This is a genomic window from Streptomyces sp. SL06 (genome assembly GCF_058244745.1).
Genome location: NZ_JBSYOT010000002.1, coordinates 2,454,837 through 2,470,941, shown reverse-complemented (window position 1 = coordinate 2,470,941; position 16,105 = coordinate 2,454,837). Strand labels below are relative to the sequence as shown.

Annotated in this window: 10 protein-coding genes and 1 pseudogene; 5 read left to right on the top strand and 6 right to left on the bottom strand. The window is 73.8% G+C overall.

Annotated elements, in window-relative coordinates; genetic code table 11:
* Position 1: 1 nt before the first annotated feature.
* The 5 genes from AC4IHM_RS11035 to AC4IHM_RS11015 all read right to left on the bottom strand — a co-directional run bounded on the left by AC4IHM_RS11035 (position 2) and on the right by AC4IHM_RS11015 (position 8,265).
* A complete protein-coding gene (locus AC4IHM_RS11035) occupies positions 2-3,604 on the bottom strand; it encodes a type I polyketide synthase (RefSeq protein ID WP_490866891.1) in 3,603 nt (1,200 codons plus the stop codon).
* Complete coding sequence (locus AC4IHM_RS11030) at positions 3,601-4,455, bottom strand: ACP S-malonyltransferase (RefSeq protein ID WP_490866890.1); 855 nt, start codon at positions 4,453-4,455, stop codon at positions 3,601-3,603. Before AC4IHM_RS11030 ends, AC4IHM_RS11035 begins: the two co-directional genes overlap by 4 nt.
* Before the next feature lie 17 nt (positions 4,456-4,472).
* Complete coding sequence (locus AC4IHM_RS11025) at positions 4,473-5,513, bottom strand: hypothetical protein (protein WP_490866889.1); 1,041 nt, start codon at positions 5,511-5,513, stop codon at positions 4,473-4,475.
* 22 nt (positions 5,514-5,535) lie between these two features.
* Positions 5,536-6,564, bottom strand: coding sequence for a hypothetical protein (locus AC4IHM_RS11020; protein WP_490866888.1), 1,029 nt, complete (start codon positions 6,562-6,564; stop codon positions 5,536-5,538).
* 378 nt (positions 6,565-6,942) lie between these two features.
* Positions 6,943-8,265 carry a M14 family zinc carboxypeptidase gene (locus tag AC4IHM_RS11015; protein WP_490866887.1) on the bottom strand — a complete coding sequence of 441 codons (1,323 nt, stop codon included), beginning with the start codon at positions 8,263-8,265 and terminating at the stop codon, positions 6,943-6,945.
* A gap of 219 nt (positions 8,266-8,484) precedes the next feature.
* Here AC4IHM_RS11015 and AC4IHM_RS11010 point away from each other — a divergent pair.
* Positions 8,485-9,639, top strand: a pseudogene (locus AC4IHM_RS11010) (HesA/MoeB/ThiF family protein); the annotation flags it as partial.
* A gap of 554 nt (positions 9,640-10,193) precedes the next feature.
* Positions 10,194-11,456 (top strand): hypothetical protein, encoded by a 1,263-nt coding sequence (locus AC4IHM_RS11005; RefSeq protein ID WP_490866886.1) that lies wholly within the window; start codon positions 10,194-10,196, stop codon positions 11,454-11,456.
* A gap of 18 nt (positions 11,457-11,474) precedes the next feature.
* Here AC4IHM_RS11005 and AC4IHM_RS11000 read toward each other — a convergent pair whose 3' ends face one another.
* A complete protein-coding gene (locus AC4IHM_RS11000) occupies positions 11,475-12,101 on the bottom strand; it encodes an SAM-dependent methyltransferase (RefSeq protein ID WP_490866885.1) in 627 nt (208 codons plus the stop codon).
* Positions 12,102-12,188: 87 nt separating this feature from the next.
* Here AC4IHM_RS11000 and AC4IHM_RS10995 point away from each other — a divergent pair, with 87 nt between their 5' ends.
* The 3 genes from AC4IHM_RS10995 (at position 12,189) to AC4IHM_RS10985 (ending at position 16,014) form a co-directional block, all read left to right on the top strand.
* On the top strand, positions 12,189-12,395 hold the full coding sequence (locus tag AC4IHM_RS10995) for a hypothetical protein (protein ID WP_490866884.1): 207 nt from the start codon (positions 12,189-12,191) through the stop codon (positions 12,393-12,395).
* A 56-nt stretch (positions 12,396-12,451) separates the two neighbouring features.
* Positions 12,452-14,725, top strand: a complete 2,274-nt coding sequence (locus tag AC4IHM_RS10990; RefSeq protein ID WP_490866883.1) for a DEAD/DEAH box helicase — start codon at positions 12,452-12,454, stop codon at positions 14,723-14,725.
* Positions 14,726-14,847: 122 nt separating this feature from the next.
* Positions 14,848-16,014: a DUF4190 domain-containing protein gene (locus tag AC4IHM_RS10985; protein ID WP_490866882.1), complete on the top strand. Its 1,167-nt coding sequence runs from the start codon at positions 14,848-14,850 to the stop codon at positions 16,012-16,014.
* Positions 16,015-16,105: the final 91 nt, after the last annotated feature.

Here is a 16,105-nt window from a genome sequence, read left to right as displayed (position 1 = left end):
GTCAGCCCCCGGGCGTGGTCAGCAGCTCGTCGAACCACGCGTCGTCGCCCGGGTCGTCGCCCTCCTCGTCTCCGGGGCCGTCCGCGCCGTACTTGGTCTCGACGAGCCGGCCGAGCGCGGCCACGGTGCGCTCGCTGATCAGGTCGACGGTGTCGAACTGCCGCCCGAGGCAGGCGGAGAGGGTGTTGCCGATGGTCAGCGCCGTGATCGAGTCGGCGCCCAGCTCCCGGAAGTCGGTGTGCACGTCGATCGCCGGGTGCCCGAGGACATGGGCCAGGCAGCGGCCCACCGTCCGTTCCGCGTCGGTGTACTCGCCGTCCGGGCGCCCGGTGAGCCGTACCTCGGTGGATTCCACAGTCGTGCGTACGCGCGCGACGTTCCGCCTGGTCCGCTCCTCAAGCGCCGCGAGGCCCGCCTCGATCTTGTCCTGGATGTCCGCGGACAGGGCCACCGGGTAGGTCGGCAGTACGCTCATCAGGTCGTCGGCGTAGTTGACCTCGCCGGCGAAGAAGCCCGCCCGGTCGCCGCGCAGCGCCGCGTCGATCAGGCCGAGGCCGGTGCGGGTGGGCAACGACCGGAACGCCAGGTCCTCGTTGACACCGGCGGCGACCGCCATGCCGACCTCCCGCCAGGCCACCCAGTCGACGCTGACCACGCGGTGCTCCGGTGTGTTCAGCGCGCGGGCCAGATGGTCCAGGTAGAGGTTCGCCGCCGCGTAGTCGGCCTGTCCGAGCGCCGGGAACACCGCGGCGACCGAGGACATGTGCAGCACGAAGTCGGGCCGGTCGTGCCGGGTCAGGTGGTGCAGCAGGAACGCGCCGCGCAGCTTGGGCCGCAGTACGGACGCGAACCCGTCGGCCTCCCGGTACGCGATGAGGCTGTCGCCCGGCACGCCGGCCGCGTGCACGATGCCGTCCACCCGGCCGTGCCCGGCGCGGATGGTGGTCAGCACGGCCCCCAGCGCGGTCTCGTCGGCGACATCGGCGGCCACCGGGTGCACGGTGGCGCCGAGCGAGGCGATCTCGCGGACCGCCGCGACGCGCGCCGCCGCGGGATGCCGCGGGTCGGCGGCGACCGCGTCCCACTCGGCCCGCGGCGGCAGGGCGGTGCGGCCGAGGAGGTACAGGTGGATGCCGGGGGCGCCCGCCGCGAAGTGCCGGGCCGTCTCCAGACCGATGCCGCCGAGTCCGCCGGTGATCAGGTAGGCGCCGCCGGGCCGCAGATACGTGTCGCGGACCGCCGCCACCTCCGGCAGCTCGGCGAAGGACTCGCGGTACTTGTCCTTGCCGCGCAGCGCGTACACGCCGACCTGGGCGGCGAGGATCTCCGCGCCAAGGAGCGCGGCCGGCACCAGGTCGTCGACATCGAGCAACCGGACGCCGACGTACGGGTATTCGCGGGCGATCGCCTTGGCCAGTCCGGCGAGCGCCGCGTGCTCCGCGACCACACCGGGCTCGCCCGGCACGACCGCCAGCGCCCGCCGGGTCAGTACGACGAGGTCGAGGCCGGCGCTCGCGTGCATCAGCGCCTTCGCCAGCCGGAAGAGGCCGGTGAGGTGCTCGTCGACGCGGCGGTCCAGTTCCGCGGGGTCGGCCGCCGGTTCGGCGTCGAAGGCGAGCGCGTACACCAGGTGCGTGCAGCCCTCGTCGACCAGCTCCTCGGCGAGCCGGTCCCAGGCGTCCGGGGTGTCGAGTGCGTCCTGCGTCCGCAGCACCGCGTCCCGTGGCAGCGCGGCGGCCACGGTGTCGGCCGCCGCCGGACCCACCAGCGCCATCACGCGGACCGGCCCCCCGCCGGGCTCGGCCTGCGGCGCCGGGGCGAAGCCCGCCTCGTGCGTCAGCGGGTGCCCGGCCCGCGCGGCGGCCGGCGCGAACCGGTCCCGCCAGGTCTCGGGGAAGTCGATCCAGGCACGGGTCTCGTCGAACTCGTACGGCGGCAGATGCACCGTCCGCGGCCGCTGCCCCTCGTAGCGGGCCCGCAGGTCGAGTGCCGCGCCGCAGGTCCAGGCGCGGGCGTCGTCCGTGCCGGCCGCCTCCGGCACCCCACCGGCCTCGGTGGCGGCCAGCGCCACGCGCAGCCCGGTCAGGTCGGCGACCGTGTAGGCGAGCCGGTGCGGGTGTCCGGCGCGGGAGATGTTCGAGGTCCAGCACACGTCCCGGACGCTCCCGTCGATCCGGCCGGCGTCGATCGCCTCGCGGTAGCGGGTGACCAGCCGGCCGAGCGAGGCGGGGCTGCGGGCGCTGAGGGTGAACAGGTGCGGCGGCGTGCCCTCGTCGGCCGGGGCCGGAGCCGGGGCGAACTCCTCCAGCACGACGTGCGCGTTGGTCCCGCCGAGGCCGAAGGCGCTGACCCCGGCGCGGCGCGGGCCGTCCCCCGCCCGCCACTCGTGCGCCTCCCTGGGCACGTACACCGGGCCGTCGTCGAGGTCGATCGCGTGGTTCGGCCGCTCGTAGTTCGCCAGCGGCGGGATCACCCGGTGCCGCAGCGCGAGGGCCGCCTTGATCACGCCCATCACGCCGGACCCCTCGAAGAGATGGCCGATGTTCGCCTTCACCGTGCCCACCGCGCAGAACCGCCGGTCGTCGGTCCGGTCGGCGAACGCCCGGCGCAGCCCCTCGAACTCGACCGGATCGCCGACCCGGGTGGCGGTGCCGTGCACCTCCAGGTAGCCGATGGTGCGGGGATCCACACCCGCGTCGCGCCACGCGGCGTCCAGCAGGTCGGCCTGGGCCCCGGAGTCCGGCGCGGTCATCATCTCGGACCTGCCGTCGTGGTTGACCGCGCTGCCCTTGACGACGGCGTACACCTGGTCGCCGTCGGCGAGCGCCCGCTCCAGCCGCCTGAGCACGATCGCGCCGGAGCCCTCGCCGAACCCCGTGCCGTCCGCGCTCTCGTCGAACGTACGGGTCACACCGTCGGACGACTCGATGCCGATCCGCGTGTGCGGGTGCCGCACCGGCGCCGGGACCACCCGGGTGCCGGCCACCACGGCCGTGTCGCAGTCCCCGAGCAGCAGCGCGGACCTGGCCTGGTGCAGCGCCAGCAGCGACGCCGAGCACGCACTGTCGATCACCATGCTGGGGCCGCGCAGGTCGTACAGGTACGAGAGCCGGTTGGCCAGCATCGTGACGATGTTGCCGGTGATGCCCAGCTGACCCAGCGCGGGGTCGATGCGGCAGAAGTACTCCAGGTACGACCAGCCCGGGTTGCCGGCGTAGCCGACGTACACGCCGGTGCGGCTGCCGGCCAGCCGTTCGCCGGTGCGGCCGGCATCCTCCAGCGCGCGGTACATGGTGCGCAGGATCAGCCGCTGGTGCGGGTCGGTGACGGCGGCCTGCCTCGGGGTCATGCCGAAGAACTCGTGGTCGAAGAGGTCCACCCGGTCCAGGAAGCTGCCGTCGTGGAACTCGACCCGGTCCTCGCCGTCCGGCGTCAGCGCCGACTCCCGGTGGTAGCGCAGGTACTCCTCGACCTCCCGGCGCCGCCGCGCGGGGAACGGCCGGGTGAGGCTGCGGCCGGTGCGGACGACGTCCCAGAACGCGTGCTGGTCCGGCGCGTCCGGCACCTCGACGGAGAGTCCGACGACGGCTATGTCCGTGCTCATACGCGTTCCTCCGTGGGCCGTGCCGTGATCCGGGCGATGAAGGCGGTGAGGGTGGTGCCGTTGACCTCGTCGAAGTGGTCGACGCCGGCCGCGCGCAGCGCCCGGACCGTGCGCACCCACTCCACCGGGCGGTGGATCTGCCTGCTGAGCAACTGGACGGCCAGGTCCGGGGCGAACGCCGTGCCGGTGACACTGGACATCACCGGGGTGTGCCCGGCGCGGAACTCGTACTCCCGCAGGACGGTGGCGAACGCCCGCCCGGCCGGTGCCATGAGGGGGGTGTGGAAGGGACCGCTGACGGGGACCGGCACGACCCGGGCACCCTGCCCGCGCAGCGCCTTGACCGCGAGGGCCAGTTGCGGTTTGTCCCCGGCCACCGTGACCTGCCGGTCGCTGTTGCGGTTGGCGACGTGCACCAGGTTGAGCCCGGCGCCGTGCAGTGTCGCCTCGACGCGCGCCGCGCTCTGCCCGAGCACCGCGACCATCGCACCGCTGGTGACGCCGGCCATCAGCTCGGCGCGGCGCCGGACCAGTGCCAGGCCCTCCATCAGATTGATGACGCCGGCGGCCACCAGGGCGTTGAACTCGCCCAGGCTGTGCCCGGCGAAGTAGTCGTACCGCCGGCCATCGCGCTCCAGGTCCCTCCAGGACAGCGCGTTGACGAGGAAGACGGCCGGTTGCGCGTAGCGGGTGTCGGCGAGCCGGCCGCCGGGGTCGTCGCGGCACAGGTCCGCCACGGGATAGCCGAGCAACTCGGTCGCGGCGGCGGTCTCGCGCGGATGACGTTCGAACAGTTCCACCCCCATGCCCTTGCGCTGGACGCCTTGGCCGGGGAAGACCAGACAGTGCATGCGTGGCGCTCCTTCACTCAAGCGGTCGGTGCGGGGACGCTGCGGTAGCGCAGGCCGCTGTGGCTGCCGCGCAGCGTCTCCCGGGTGAACACCCGGGCCGACGGGCCCGGTCCGAAGTCGACGATCTGGTCGGGCCGGCAGTCCCGGAGCGCGGCACGGACCGTGCCGGGCCAGTCCAGCGGGCGGCACACCGCGTGGGCGAGGACGTCCGGCAGCAGGTCACCGCGGTGCTGGAGATTGACCGGCGGGTCGGCGACGTACACCGGAACGGCCAGCCGGTCACCGGTGAGCGGGAACGTCATGAAGTGCCGGTCCCGCAGCGTCGCCCGCACCGCCGGCTCCAGGAGCGGTGTGTGGAACGGGGCGGTGCTGCGCAGGTAGGCCCAGCGCCCGGTCGGTTCGGCCAGCCGCCGCGCGTGTCTCGCCCGGAAGTCGGCGAGGTCGGCCGGATCGCCGGCCAGCACGTGCGAGCGGCCGGAGTTGGCGAGCGCCAGGTGTACGGGGGAGTCCGTCACCAGCTCGCGCAGTTCGTCGGCCGGCACGCCCAGCACCGCGGCCATCGGGGTGGCCGGGCCGTCGTGCGGCGGCGCCGGGCGGTGGCAGCGGATCAGCGTCAGCGTGGTCATCGCGATCAGGTCGTGGCAGAACGCCGTGTACTCCCGGCGGCTGGTCATGCCCAGCCCCGCGACCATCGCGCCGATCAGGCCCAGGCTGTGGCCGATGGCGGCCACCGGCGCGGGCCGGTCGCCGTCCGCGCGGCCCACGGCGGGTTGCAGCAGGCACAGTTGGTAGAGGTGGGCGCACAGGCCGTCCACGATGGAGTGGTCGAGGGCGCCGGCGTCCGGAGGGTCGCCGCGCAGCCAGGCGGTGAGCGGGATGCCGCCGGGCAGCTCCCGGCGGTAGGCGTCCGCGCCGACATGGTCGAGTACGCGGGCCACGGCCTCGGCCGCGGTGGTGAAGTACCGCGCGTTCTCCGGCCGCGCGTACAGCGCGCGCAGCGCGGCCAGGGGCGGGCCCTGCGCGCCCGCCATGCCGCTGAACAGGAAGAGTCGTCGCACGTGTGGTCCCCGTGTGATGCGGCTACCGGCCTGGGGCCGGGGCCGGAAGGATCTGTGGAAGGGCGGCGGCCTCGGCGACGAGGAGCCGTGCCGCCTGTTGCTCGCGCAGCCGCAGGTGTGCGAGGCCGCGGCGGATCCGGTCCGCGGGCTGCAGACCGGGCAGCCCGGACTGGAAGGCGGTGACCCGGTCCGAGAGCACACCGGCCAGTCGCGCGACGCGGGCGTAGGCGGCGCGTACGGGCTCGCTGTGCTCGGTATGGGCCAGGAACCGGGAGAACAGGGCCCGTGAACCGGCCAGCAGCGCCATGCTGTTGACACCGGGAGCGCGGTATGCGGCGGCGATCGACGCCCGCTCCGCGACAAGGTTGTCACCGATGACGTCGTAGAGTTCGAAGCCGTCGCGGAACCCGGCGAGGAAGACGCGGTAGGCGGCCTCGAAGCCGTCCCGGTCGGGTCCGGAGACCTGCCGGAGGGTGGCGCAGCCGGTGAACCAGTGGTCCGGGTCCCGGGCGTAGCCGTCGCGCAGCACGTCCCACCCCACGGTGAGCGAGAAGTACTCGTGGTCGTCGGAGATGTTGTCGACCAGCAGCACCTCGCTGCCGCCGGCTCCGCAGACGAGGAACGAGTGCGGGAGCCCGTACTCCTCGGGGAGGGTGCCGGCCCGGTCCATGAACTCCACCCAGTAGGGGAAGTGGTGCCGGGGTGCGTAGAAGAACACGGGCTGTCCGGCGGCGAGGAACGCGGTGACGCCGGATTCGAAGCGGTCCAGGTCCACGGTGCCGGCGGAGAACGGCTCGAACCCGAGCAGCCGCAGATCGTCGTCGGTCACGTACGGGGCGTCGAACGCCCAACGGTCCCTGCCGCGCAGGTAGCAGTGGCGGTGGATGGCCGAGGTGGAGCCCAGCGCGCGGTACATCAGCAGGTCGGACCAGGGGGTGAGAGCGCCGACGTAGGCCAGGAGCTGGGTCTTTCGGCAGTTCATGTGGTTGTTCGGGTCCCGGGTGCGGATGCGGTCCACACCCGGCAACTCGGTCATGTGGTCGACGGACACGGCAACGTAAACCTCCGTTGGGCGACGCCCCGAGGTGCGCACGATGTTCGAAACTTTCGCTTTGGATTCCCGTCCCGGGGAGATCCTTTGGCGAGGTTCATGGGGAAAAGCGCAGACGGGACCGTGGGTCGGGTCGGTGCTTTTCGACGTTCGAGCAGTTGGCCGTTCAACAGTTCGGCCGGTGCTCCACATCATGGCAGTCGCTCCGGCGCCGGTCAATGAAAAGTCATACGAATGGCTGTGCTTCGGCTATATGCGCAGGTCAATGGAGCGAAGGCATGGTATCGCGATATCCGGAGGCGGCCCTGGACGGTGGAGGTGAGGGTTGTTCAATGTCCGCACGAGTGCTCGGTCGCGTCTGCGGAAGGCGATCCCCATTCACCGAAAACGCATCAGCGAACTTTCGACAGCCGCAACGATCGTTCGGGCCTGGTGCGACACCTGATGGCTCACGGGGACCCAGCGCAGACGCAGGGCCCGCTCGAAGTCCGTGCACCACGAGGTGAAGAGTCCGCCCAGTTCGCGACGGAGTTCCGGGGCGGCCCCGTCGTCCGCCGTCTCCAGCAGCCGCAGCAGGAGGCCCGCCGCGCGCAGCGGTTGACGGCGGGCCACCACGTCCAGGGCGCAGACCTCGGCCGTCGTCAGCCGCGGTGGGGCGTCGCGCGGGTCCTCGGCGCGGGACGCCCGCGCCGCCTGCCGCGCGAGCGGTTCCCAGGAGTCGGCGACCAGGTCGTAGAGGTCGTCGGCCATCCACTCCAGTACGCGCCGGGGCGGGTCGTGCTCGGCCGGCGGCAGGAATCCGCGGGCCTTGTCGAAGATCGCGGTCACCTGCCGTCCGCCGTCCCGGACCAGCTCCGACAGATCGCGCAGCACGTGCGCGGCGTCCGGGTGCGGGGACAGGTCGTCGGCCAGGTCGGTGGCCCACATGGGCACTTCGACGATCGCCGTGACCCCGCCGTAGCGCTGCGGCGCGCACCAGGTGGACAGCCCGATGTTCTCGGACCCGGCCGCCAGGCGGTCGGTACTGTCCGGCGGCGGCAGGACATGGATGCCGGGGCTGGGGTTCTCCCAGTACAGGGCGTCGAACGTGCCGTGCTGGACCGGAATGCCGTGCCGCTCGGCGGACGCCTGGAAGGGGTCGGCGAGTTTGGGCAGGGCGCGGGTCAACTGGACCCAGCTGCCGCCCGCTTCGACATTGTGCAGGGAGCACTGGAGAAAGGGCCGCAGCTCGTCGATGACGTCGAACAGCGCCCGGCTCTCCGGGAGATGCCGCGAGACGATCGGTGCCCACTCCGGCTGTTCCGCCGCGACCGGGCGGAAGGCGGCGCGGTAGTAGCTCTCCAGGGTGTGGTCGGGCCCGGCCGTCGCCTCTTCGAGGCCCTCGCTGAGCGCGGCGCCGTCCGGGTCGAGGCACAGGACGAGGTTCCAGGTGACGAGGGCCGGGTCGGTCGCCGCGGACCGCCGGTCGCCGCGGGCCACCCGCTCCGCGAGCGCGAGCGCCGTCGTCCCGCCGACCGGCTCGTCGGAGTGCGGCCGGGCGACCACCAGGACATGGCGCGGGCCGTTGCCCACCGACAGCATCAGGATCGGCCGACCCGCTCGGGACACGCCGATACGGCGCAGGCGGCAGGCCCCGGGAAACCGGGAGACCAGCCGCCGCGCCGACTCGGTGGCTTCCGCGACCGTGAGGTAGCGGTCCATGGTGCGTGTCAGGTCAGGAACCGCCGTTGCCACCGCTGTCGCCGGTGGTCTCCTTCTTGTCCAGCGGACGGATCTCGATCTTGTTCGCCATCCCTTGTCCTCCCGGTGGGGGCTGTGGCGTGCCGTGCGATGTGCTCTTGTCAGCGTTCGCTCATCGGGTCAAGGTTGTCAATGTCCGTTGTTGTCCGGGTAGTTGGGGCTGACGAGATTGGCGCGAAAATGACGGTGCAGACGATGCGGCGGCCCCGGATCAAACCGGAGCACCGGGCGTACCGGACGGTGGACGGCCACGTAAGGGTCGGGAGCGTCGTCCACGGCATCGGTTCCGAGGTCAGGGATCCCGACGGCTGGGTGTGGACGCTGGTCGAGGCCATGGACGGTACGCGGGACACCGCGGGCGTCGTCGCCGAGGTGACCCGACGCCACCCGCGACTGCGGCTGCCGGCGCCGGACATCGTGCAGGCGATGACGGACCTGACCGCGGCCGGGTACGTCGAGGACGCCGGGGCCGCGCCGCCGGCGGAGCTGTCCGCACGGGAACGCGAGCGGTACAGCCGGGGCATGACCCTGCTGCGCTGGATGGATCTGAGCCCGCGGGAGAGCCCCTGGGAGCCGCAACTGCGGCTGCGCCGGGCCCGGGTCCTGCTGGTCGGCGTCGGCGGTACCGGCGGGGCCGCCGCACGGGACCTGGTGGCCTCCGGAGTGGGCCGGCTGCACTGCGTCGAACCGGATGTCGTCGAACTGTCCAATCTCAACCGGCAGACCCTCTTCCACGAGGACGACCTCGGTACGCCCAAGATCGACGCGGCCCTCGCCGCGCTGCGCGCGCTGAACCCGCACGCCACGGTCACCGGCGAGCGGCGTGAGGTGCGCGGACCGGCGGACCTCGCGGACCTGCTGGCGGGCGGCACCGGCTGCGTCGGCGAACGGCCCGGGTACGACGTGCTGTTGCTGGCCGCCGACCGGCCCGCCGCGATCCGCAGATGGGCCAACCGGGTCTGCCTGGCCTCCGGCACCGCATGGGCCGAGGCCGGTTACCGCGGCCCCCTGGTGAGCGTCGGGGTGTTCACGCCCGGCCGGGGAGCGTGCTGGGAGTGCCTGCGCGACGCCGAGATCGAGCGGCGCGACCTGCGGCTCGCGCCCGGCCAGGACGAGGAAGTGGCCTCACCCCGTATGCCGTGGAATCCGGCCAACGCCGTGACCGCGGGCCTGTCCGGCGGCCTGCTGGCCCACGCCGCGCTCACGCTGCTGTGCGGTGTCCCCCGGACCGAACCCGGCTGCCGCTTCGGCCTCAACCTCATGATGCCCGGCGACCCGATCATGCAACGCTCGCGGCAACGCCCCGACTGCCCGGCCTGCGGGGCGGAACGGGCGGTTGCGCTGGAGCCGGTTGGGGACCGGGGGGCGGCCATGGACCGGCGGTCGGCTACGGGCCCGGGGGCGGCCATGGACCCGGGGTTGGCTGTGGACCGGCGACTGGCCACGGAGCCGGGGTTGGCTGCGGACCGGCGGTCGGCCGAGGACCCGATACCGGCTACGGACCCGGGGGTGGCCACGGACCGGCGACTGGCCACGGACCCGGGGGCGGTTCCGGACCCGGGCCTGGCTGCGGACGCGCGGTCGGTGGTGGGCCCGAGGCCGGTTGCGGACCGGCAGTCGGTGACGGGCCCGGGGGCGGCCACGGACCGGCGGTCGGCTGCGAACCCGCGACCGGACACGAACCCGCGACCGGACACGAACCGGCAACCGGACGTGGACCGGCAACCGGACACGAACCGGCAACCGGCGACGGACCAGCAACCGGCGACGGACCGGCGACCGGCCACGGACCGGCAACCGGCCACGGACCCAGGGAAGTCCGCCGACCCGGGCACATGCACGAACCCGCGGTCGGTCGCCGGGGCGGACCTCGACCCCGGGGTGACCTCGTGACCGGCACCGCGGCTCAGGATCGTCCCCGGGTCGAGCCGTCGACCCGTGTCGTGCTGCACGATCTGGCGGTGCGGCGGGACCGGGACGAGTGGATCGTGGGCCGCATGAGCACCAGGACCTTCGTCGCCCTGCCGGCCGCGGGGGCCCGCGCGGTGGAACTCCTGGGCGAGGGGCTGAGCGTGGCCCGCACCGAGGAGATCCTGCGCGCCGAGACCGGCGAGGAGTTCGAGATCGCGGACTTCGTCGGGGACCTGACCGCCCTCGGGTTCGTGGCACGCGTCGGAGACCACCCGGTCCCGGACGCCGAACCGCCGCGCGCGTCACTGCCCTGGCTGCGCCCCCGCCACGTCCGGCTCGCCCTGCACCCCGCGCTGCCCGTGCTCGTCGGAGCGCTGCTGGCGGCCGCCGTCGTCGCCCTGTTCCGCCGGCCCGACCTCCTCCCCGGCTATCGCGACCTGCTGTGGAGCCCACACGGCAGCCTGGTCCTGCTCAGCGCGGCGGCGGCCGGATGGACGCTGCTGCTGGCCCATGAGCTGGCGCACCTGGTCACCGCCCGTGCCGCGGGCGTGCCGGGGAGGATGCGGCTGGGCACCCGGCTGCAGTTCCTCGTCATGCAGACCGACATCAGCGGCATCGAACTCGCCCCCCGCCGACACCGGTTGACCGCCTACCTGTCCGGCATCGCCCTCAACCTGTCCGTCGCGTCGGCCCTGATCCTGGTCCTCGCCCTGACGGACACCGGGGCGACCGCCCACCGGCTGCTGGCCGCGGCCCTGTTGCTGGCCCTGCTGCCGCTGCCCTTCCAGTGCATGGTGTTCACGCGGACGGACCTGTACTTCGTCCTCCAGGACCTCACCGGCTGCCGGGACCTGTACGGCGACGGCCTCGCCTACGCCCGGTACCGGTTCCGGCGGACTCTGCGGGTGCTGCGGGCGATGCTCCCCGGCGCCGGGAAGCGGGCCGCCGGGCCCGGTGACCCGAGCACCCGGCTGCCCCCGCACGAACGCAGGGCCGTCCGCGTCTACAGCGTCGTCCTCGTGGTCGGCACGGCGGCCTGCCTGGCGTTCATGGCCGCCGTCACCCTCCCCGTCGACATCGCCCTGCTGGTCCGCGCGGCACGGGGGCTGGGACCCGAGCACGGTCTCACCCGCAACGCCGACTCGGCGGCCGTGCTCCTCACCCTGGGCGGGGTCAACGTCCTGTGGCTGGTCACCCGCTGGCGCAACCGCCGCTCGCGCACCTCCGGGGCCCGCGACTGACGGCGCCGCCACGTTCGGTCAGGCGGTGCGGCGTATCAGCAGGACGTGGTCGACGACCTCGGCGGTGCTCCCGTCCGGGCCGGTCGCGATCCGGTGCGGGGCGTCGGCCCGCTCGACCGTCCATGTCGCCGGGCCGAGGCCGATGCCCGCCGCGACCTCCCGCGGTGCCGGGTGCCGGACATCGGAATCCTGGTTCCACGACCACGGTGCGGTCGAGCCGTGGTCGACGACCAGCAGCCGCCCGCCCGAGCGCAGCGCGTGCGCGGCCGAGCGCAGGACGGCCGCCCGGTCCAGGTCGAACGGGGTGTGCAGGTAGTGGGCGCAGACCAGGTCGAACCGGCCCTCGGGAAAGGACTCGCGCAGGTCGTGCCGCTCGGTGGTGACCAGGTCGCCGAGGCCGTGCGAGCGGGCGTGCCCGGTGAGCCGTTCGGTCGCCACGGCCGAGATGTCGACGGCCGTGACCCGCCAGCCCCGGCGGGCGAGCCACAGCGCGTCGCCGCCGTTGCCGCAGCCGAGGTCCAGCGCGTCGCCGGGGGACAGACCGGTGACCGTCTCGACGAGACGGACGTTCGGCCGCGGAGCGCTGTCCGGGGTCCGGGCCGCGTAGAGGTCGTCCCAGAACGTGCCCGCGTCGGTGGTGTCCATCGGAACTCCTTCGGTCGGGATGCGGTCAGTCTCACCGGACGGAACACGATCTGGCACGAAATCTTGCTGTTGTGGCAAAGTGGCCCGGTGGCCGGCGGAACGGACGACGTACTCGACGCGGTTCCGGGTGCGCCCGGCCGGCGCCTCGGGACGCTCTTCGTGCCGCTCTCCCGGCGGCCGGGCGGCACCCGGGCCGTCAGGACGATCACCCCGGGCGGTGCCGACGGCGGCGCGGTCGAACTCCTCGTCCCGTTCGGCCCGCAAGGAGTGCGTGCGCGTGTGCACAGCGGTTGAGGAGGCGGCGGCCCGGGGACCGGGCTCGCCGCGGCCGGGAAGGAACGCGGTGCGCCATGGGGCGCCGTGAGCGCGAGACGGTCGCGCGCGGGACGCGGCTGCACGAGGCCGCGCGATCACTGGCCGAGGACCACGAAAGGGCCGTCGAGGCGGTCAGGGCGGCGCTGAAGCCGCTCCACGACACGGCGGTCGCGGAGGCCCTCGACGCCATTCCCGTGGCCCGGTTGCAGGATGTCACCGGCGGGCGGCTGCGGCTGGGGGCCGTCGAGAAGAGCGGCCTCACCACGGTGGGGGCCGTACTCGACGCCGGTCCCTACCGGCTGCGGCAGATCCCGGGCGTGGGGCAGCGCACGGTCGATCAGATCGTGGCCGCCGCACGGCAGTTGGCGCGGGCGGCCGGAGAGACCGCCGCCGTGCACCTGGACGTGGACCGGCCCGAACCGCGCACGACCGCGCTGGTCGTGGCCCTGCACGTACTGGTCGAGGCGGGCCCGGAGGCGCGCCGCGCGCTCGACGCGGCGACCGGTGTGACGCGGCGGCTCGACCCCCTGCTGGCCGACGCCCGGCCGGCCGCCGGACGGATCGGGCTGCTGCTCGCCGGACGGGAGAAGAGGACCCGGGCCCTGGAAGCCGTGGCGGCGATCCGGACCCTCGTCGAGGAGGCGGAAGGAGCCGGGACCCCCGAACTGCTCGCCCAGGCCTCGGTGGACCTGCTGCGCGGACCGCCGGGCGACCTCGCGGCCTGGACCGACTTCGAACTGCGCTCCGCCGAGTACTACGGCCTGCTCGGCGAGATCGCCGGACACGCCCCCGACACCGCCGCCGCCGAGGGGTTCCTGCCCGACGGCATCGCCGAGCGGGTGCGGGGCCTGCGGCTCGACGACTCGCACCGCCGGGTGTCCCTGCGCGGATACCAGGCGTTCGGCGCGCGGTTCGCGCTCGCGCGGCGCCGGGTGATCCTCGGCGACGAGATGGGCCTCGGCAAGACCATCCAGGCCATCGCCGTACTGGCACACCTGGCCGCCGGAGGGCGCACCCACTTCCTCGTCGTGTGTCCGGCGAGCGTCCTGGTCAACTGGACGCGGGAGATCGAGGCCCGCAGCACCCTGCGGGCCGCCCCGCTGCACGGCCCCGACCGGCAGGACGCCTTCGCCGACTGGCGGCAGCGGGGCGGGGTCGCCGTGACCACCTTCGACTCCCTGCGCGGATTTCAGGACCCGGAGCCGGACGAGGTCGCCATGCTGGTGGTCGACGAGGCGCACTCCGTGAAGAACCCGCAGGCCCTGCGCTCGCAGGCGGTCGACCGGTGGGCCGCACGGTGCGAGCACGTCCTGTTCATGACGGGGACGCCGATGGAGAACCGGGTCGCCGAGTTCCGCAACCTGGTCGCGATGCTCGACCCCGGCGTGGCCGAGCGGCTGGAGGACGGTGCGGGACTGGCCGGTTCGGTGGCCTTCCGCCAGGCGGTCGCGCCCGTCTATCTGCGGCGCAACCAGGAGGACGTGCTGACCGAACTGCCCAGCCTCCAGCACACGGACGAGTGGGAGGAGCTGAGCGCCGACGACGAGGAGGCCTACCGCGAGGCCGTCGCCGACGGCAACTTCATGGCGATGCGCAGAGCGGCGTACGCGCGCCCCGAGAAGTCCGCCAAGCTCGGCCGGCTCCGGGAGATCGTGCGGGAGGCCGGGGAGAACGGGCTCAAGGTCGTGGTCTTCTCCAACTTCCGGCACGTCCTGACCGTGGTGAGGGACGCCCTCGCCGCCCCGGACGCCTCCGCCTCCGCCTCCTCCGCCTCCGCCGACGCCGCCGCCTCCGCCGACGCGGCCGACGCGGCCGCCGCGGCCTTCGACGGTACCGCTGCGGGCGGGTACGGCCCCGTGTTCGGGCCGCTCACCGGCGCGGTGCCGCCCGCCCGCAGGCAACGGCTCGTCGACGAGTTCACGGCCGGGTCCGGACCGGCGGTGCTGCTGGCGCAGATCCAGGCGGCGGGGGTCGGACTCAATATGCAGGCCGCCTCCGTGGTGGTCATCTGCGAGCCCCAGCTCAAGCCGACCGTCGAGCACCAGGCGATCGCGCGGGCCCACCGCATGGGCCAGGTGCGACCGGTCCGCGTGCACCGGCTCCTGGCCACCGGCGGAGTGGACGAGCGGATGGTGCGGATGCTGGAGCGCAAGGCCCGGCTCTTCGACGCCTACGCCCGGCGCAGCGCGGTGGCCGAGTCGACGCCGGACGCCGTGGACGTGTCGGACACGGACCTGGCCCGGCGGATCGTCGAGGAGGAGCAGGCCCGACTGGGCGTGGGAGACGGGGAGTCCGCGCAGACCTCCTGAGCGAACGGCCGGGACCGCCCGGCGCACGGCCTCCTCGCCGCCCCGTCCGCCCGCGTGCTTACGATGCGCGCAGTGATCGCGGCACCTCCGCGGCACCGTCCGAAAGCAGGAGCACGGTACACGTGTCCATACCGCCGCCGTCCGGGCCCCAAGGACCCCCTTTCCAGGGGCCGTACCCGCAGGGGCCGTACCCGCCGCAGTACCCCCGTCCGGGAGCCTGGGGCGTGCCCCACGGGCCGTATCCCCGGCAGGCACCCGTCAACGGGCTCGCCATCGCCTCGTTCGTGCTCGGTCTCCTCTGCTGCGTGCCCGCGGTCGGGCTGGTGCTGGGGCTGATCGCGCTGGCCCGGATCAGGAAGCGGAGCGAGCGGGGCAAGGGCTTCGCCGTGGCAGGCACCGTGCTGTCCTGCGTGGGGCTGGCCCTGTGGGCGGTCTCGCTCTCCACGGGCGCCGCCGCCGACTTCTGGGACGGCTTCCGCGGCGCCGCGCGGGGCGAGGGCACCGCCTACGCGCTCAAGGAGGGCCAGTGCTTCACCACCCCGGGCGGCTCACTGGAGGGCGCGACGTACGACGTCGACACGGTGCCCTGCGGGCGGGAGCACGACGGCGAGGTGTTCGGCTCCTTCGAGCTGCGCGACAGCGCCTACCCCGGGGACGAGGGGATCACCCGCGCCGCCGACGAGCGCTGCCACGCCTTCCAGGACCGCTACGCCCTGGACCGGTGGGCCCTGCCCGCCGAGGCCGACGTGTACTACCTGACGCCGACCGCCGAGAGCTGGCGGGCCGGTGACCGGGAGGTCACCTGCGTGTTCGGGAACACGGACGAGCGCGGCACGCTGACCGGCTCGCTGCGCAACAACGCCGCCGACCTCGACCCGGACCAGCTTGCCTATCTGCTGGCGGAGGGGCGGCTCAACCGGGCCATGGACGAGGTGCCCGAGGCGGAGGCGGTCGAGGACGACTTCGCGGCCTACCGGATCTGGGCGGGGCAGGTGGCGGAGGCGCTCAGGGGCGAGATCGGGACGCTGACCGGGCACAGCTGGCCCGACGGCGCCGAGCGCCCGGTCGCCGAGCTGGTCGCGGACCTGGAGGCGGCGCGCGAGGAGTGGAGCCTGGCGGCGCGGACCACCGACCTCGACGCGTACTACGAGCACTACGGCAAGGGGTACGACCTCGTCCTGGCCGACACCACGGTCACCGCCCGCAAGGCCCTGGGCCTGTCCACGGAGCGGCCGGATCACGGGGACGGCGGCGCGGGCGGGGCCCAGAACCCCGGCCTGGAGGTGTGACGGCGGCCGGAGCGGGGAGAAAGTGCCTGCGCAAAGCCCTCCGGAACACAAGTCATCACATCGAGTGATTCCCTGGCCTTTGCTTGCCTGG

What these genes read in the sequence shown, in the direction of transcription:
- AC4IHM_RS11015 (WP_490866887.1), bottom strand. Translation starts at nt 8,265, where the DNA reads ATGGACCGCTACCTCACGGTCGCGGAAGCCACCGAGTCGGCGCGGCGG.
- AC4IHM_RS11030 (WP_490866890.1), bottom strand. Translation starts at nt 4,455, where the DNA reads ATGCACTGTCTGGTCTTCCCCGGCCAAGGCGTCCAGCGCAAGGGCATG.
- AC4IHM_RS11000 (WP_490866885.1), bottom strand. Translation starts at nt 12,101, where the DNA reads ATGGACACCACCGACGCGGGCACGTTCTGGGACGACCTCTACGCGGCC.
- AC4IHM_RS10990 (WP_490866883.1), top strand. Translation starts at nt 12,452, where the DNA reads ATGGGGCGCCGTGAGCGCGAGACGGTCGCGCGCGGGACGCGGCTGCAC.
- AC4IHM_RS11035 (WP_490866891.1), bottom strand. Translation starts at nt 3,604, where the DNA reads ATGAGCACGGACATAGCCGTCGTCGGACTCTCCGTCGAGGTGCCGGAC.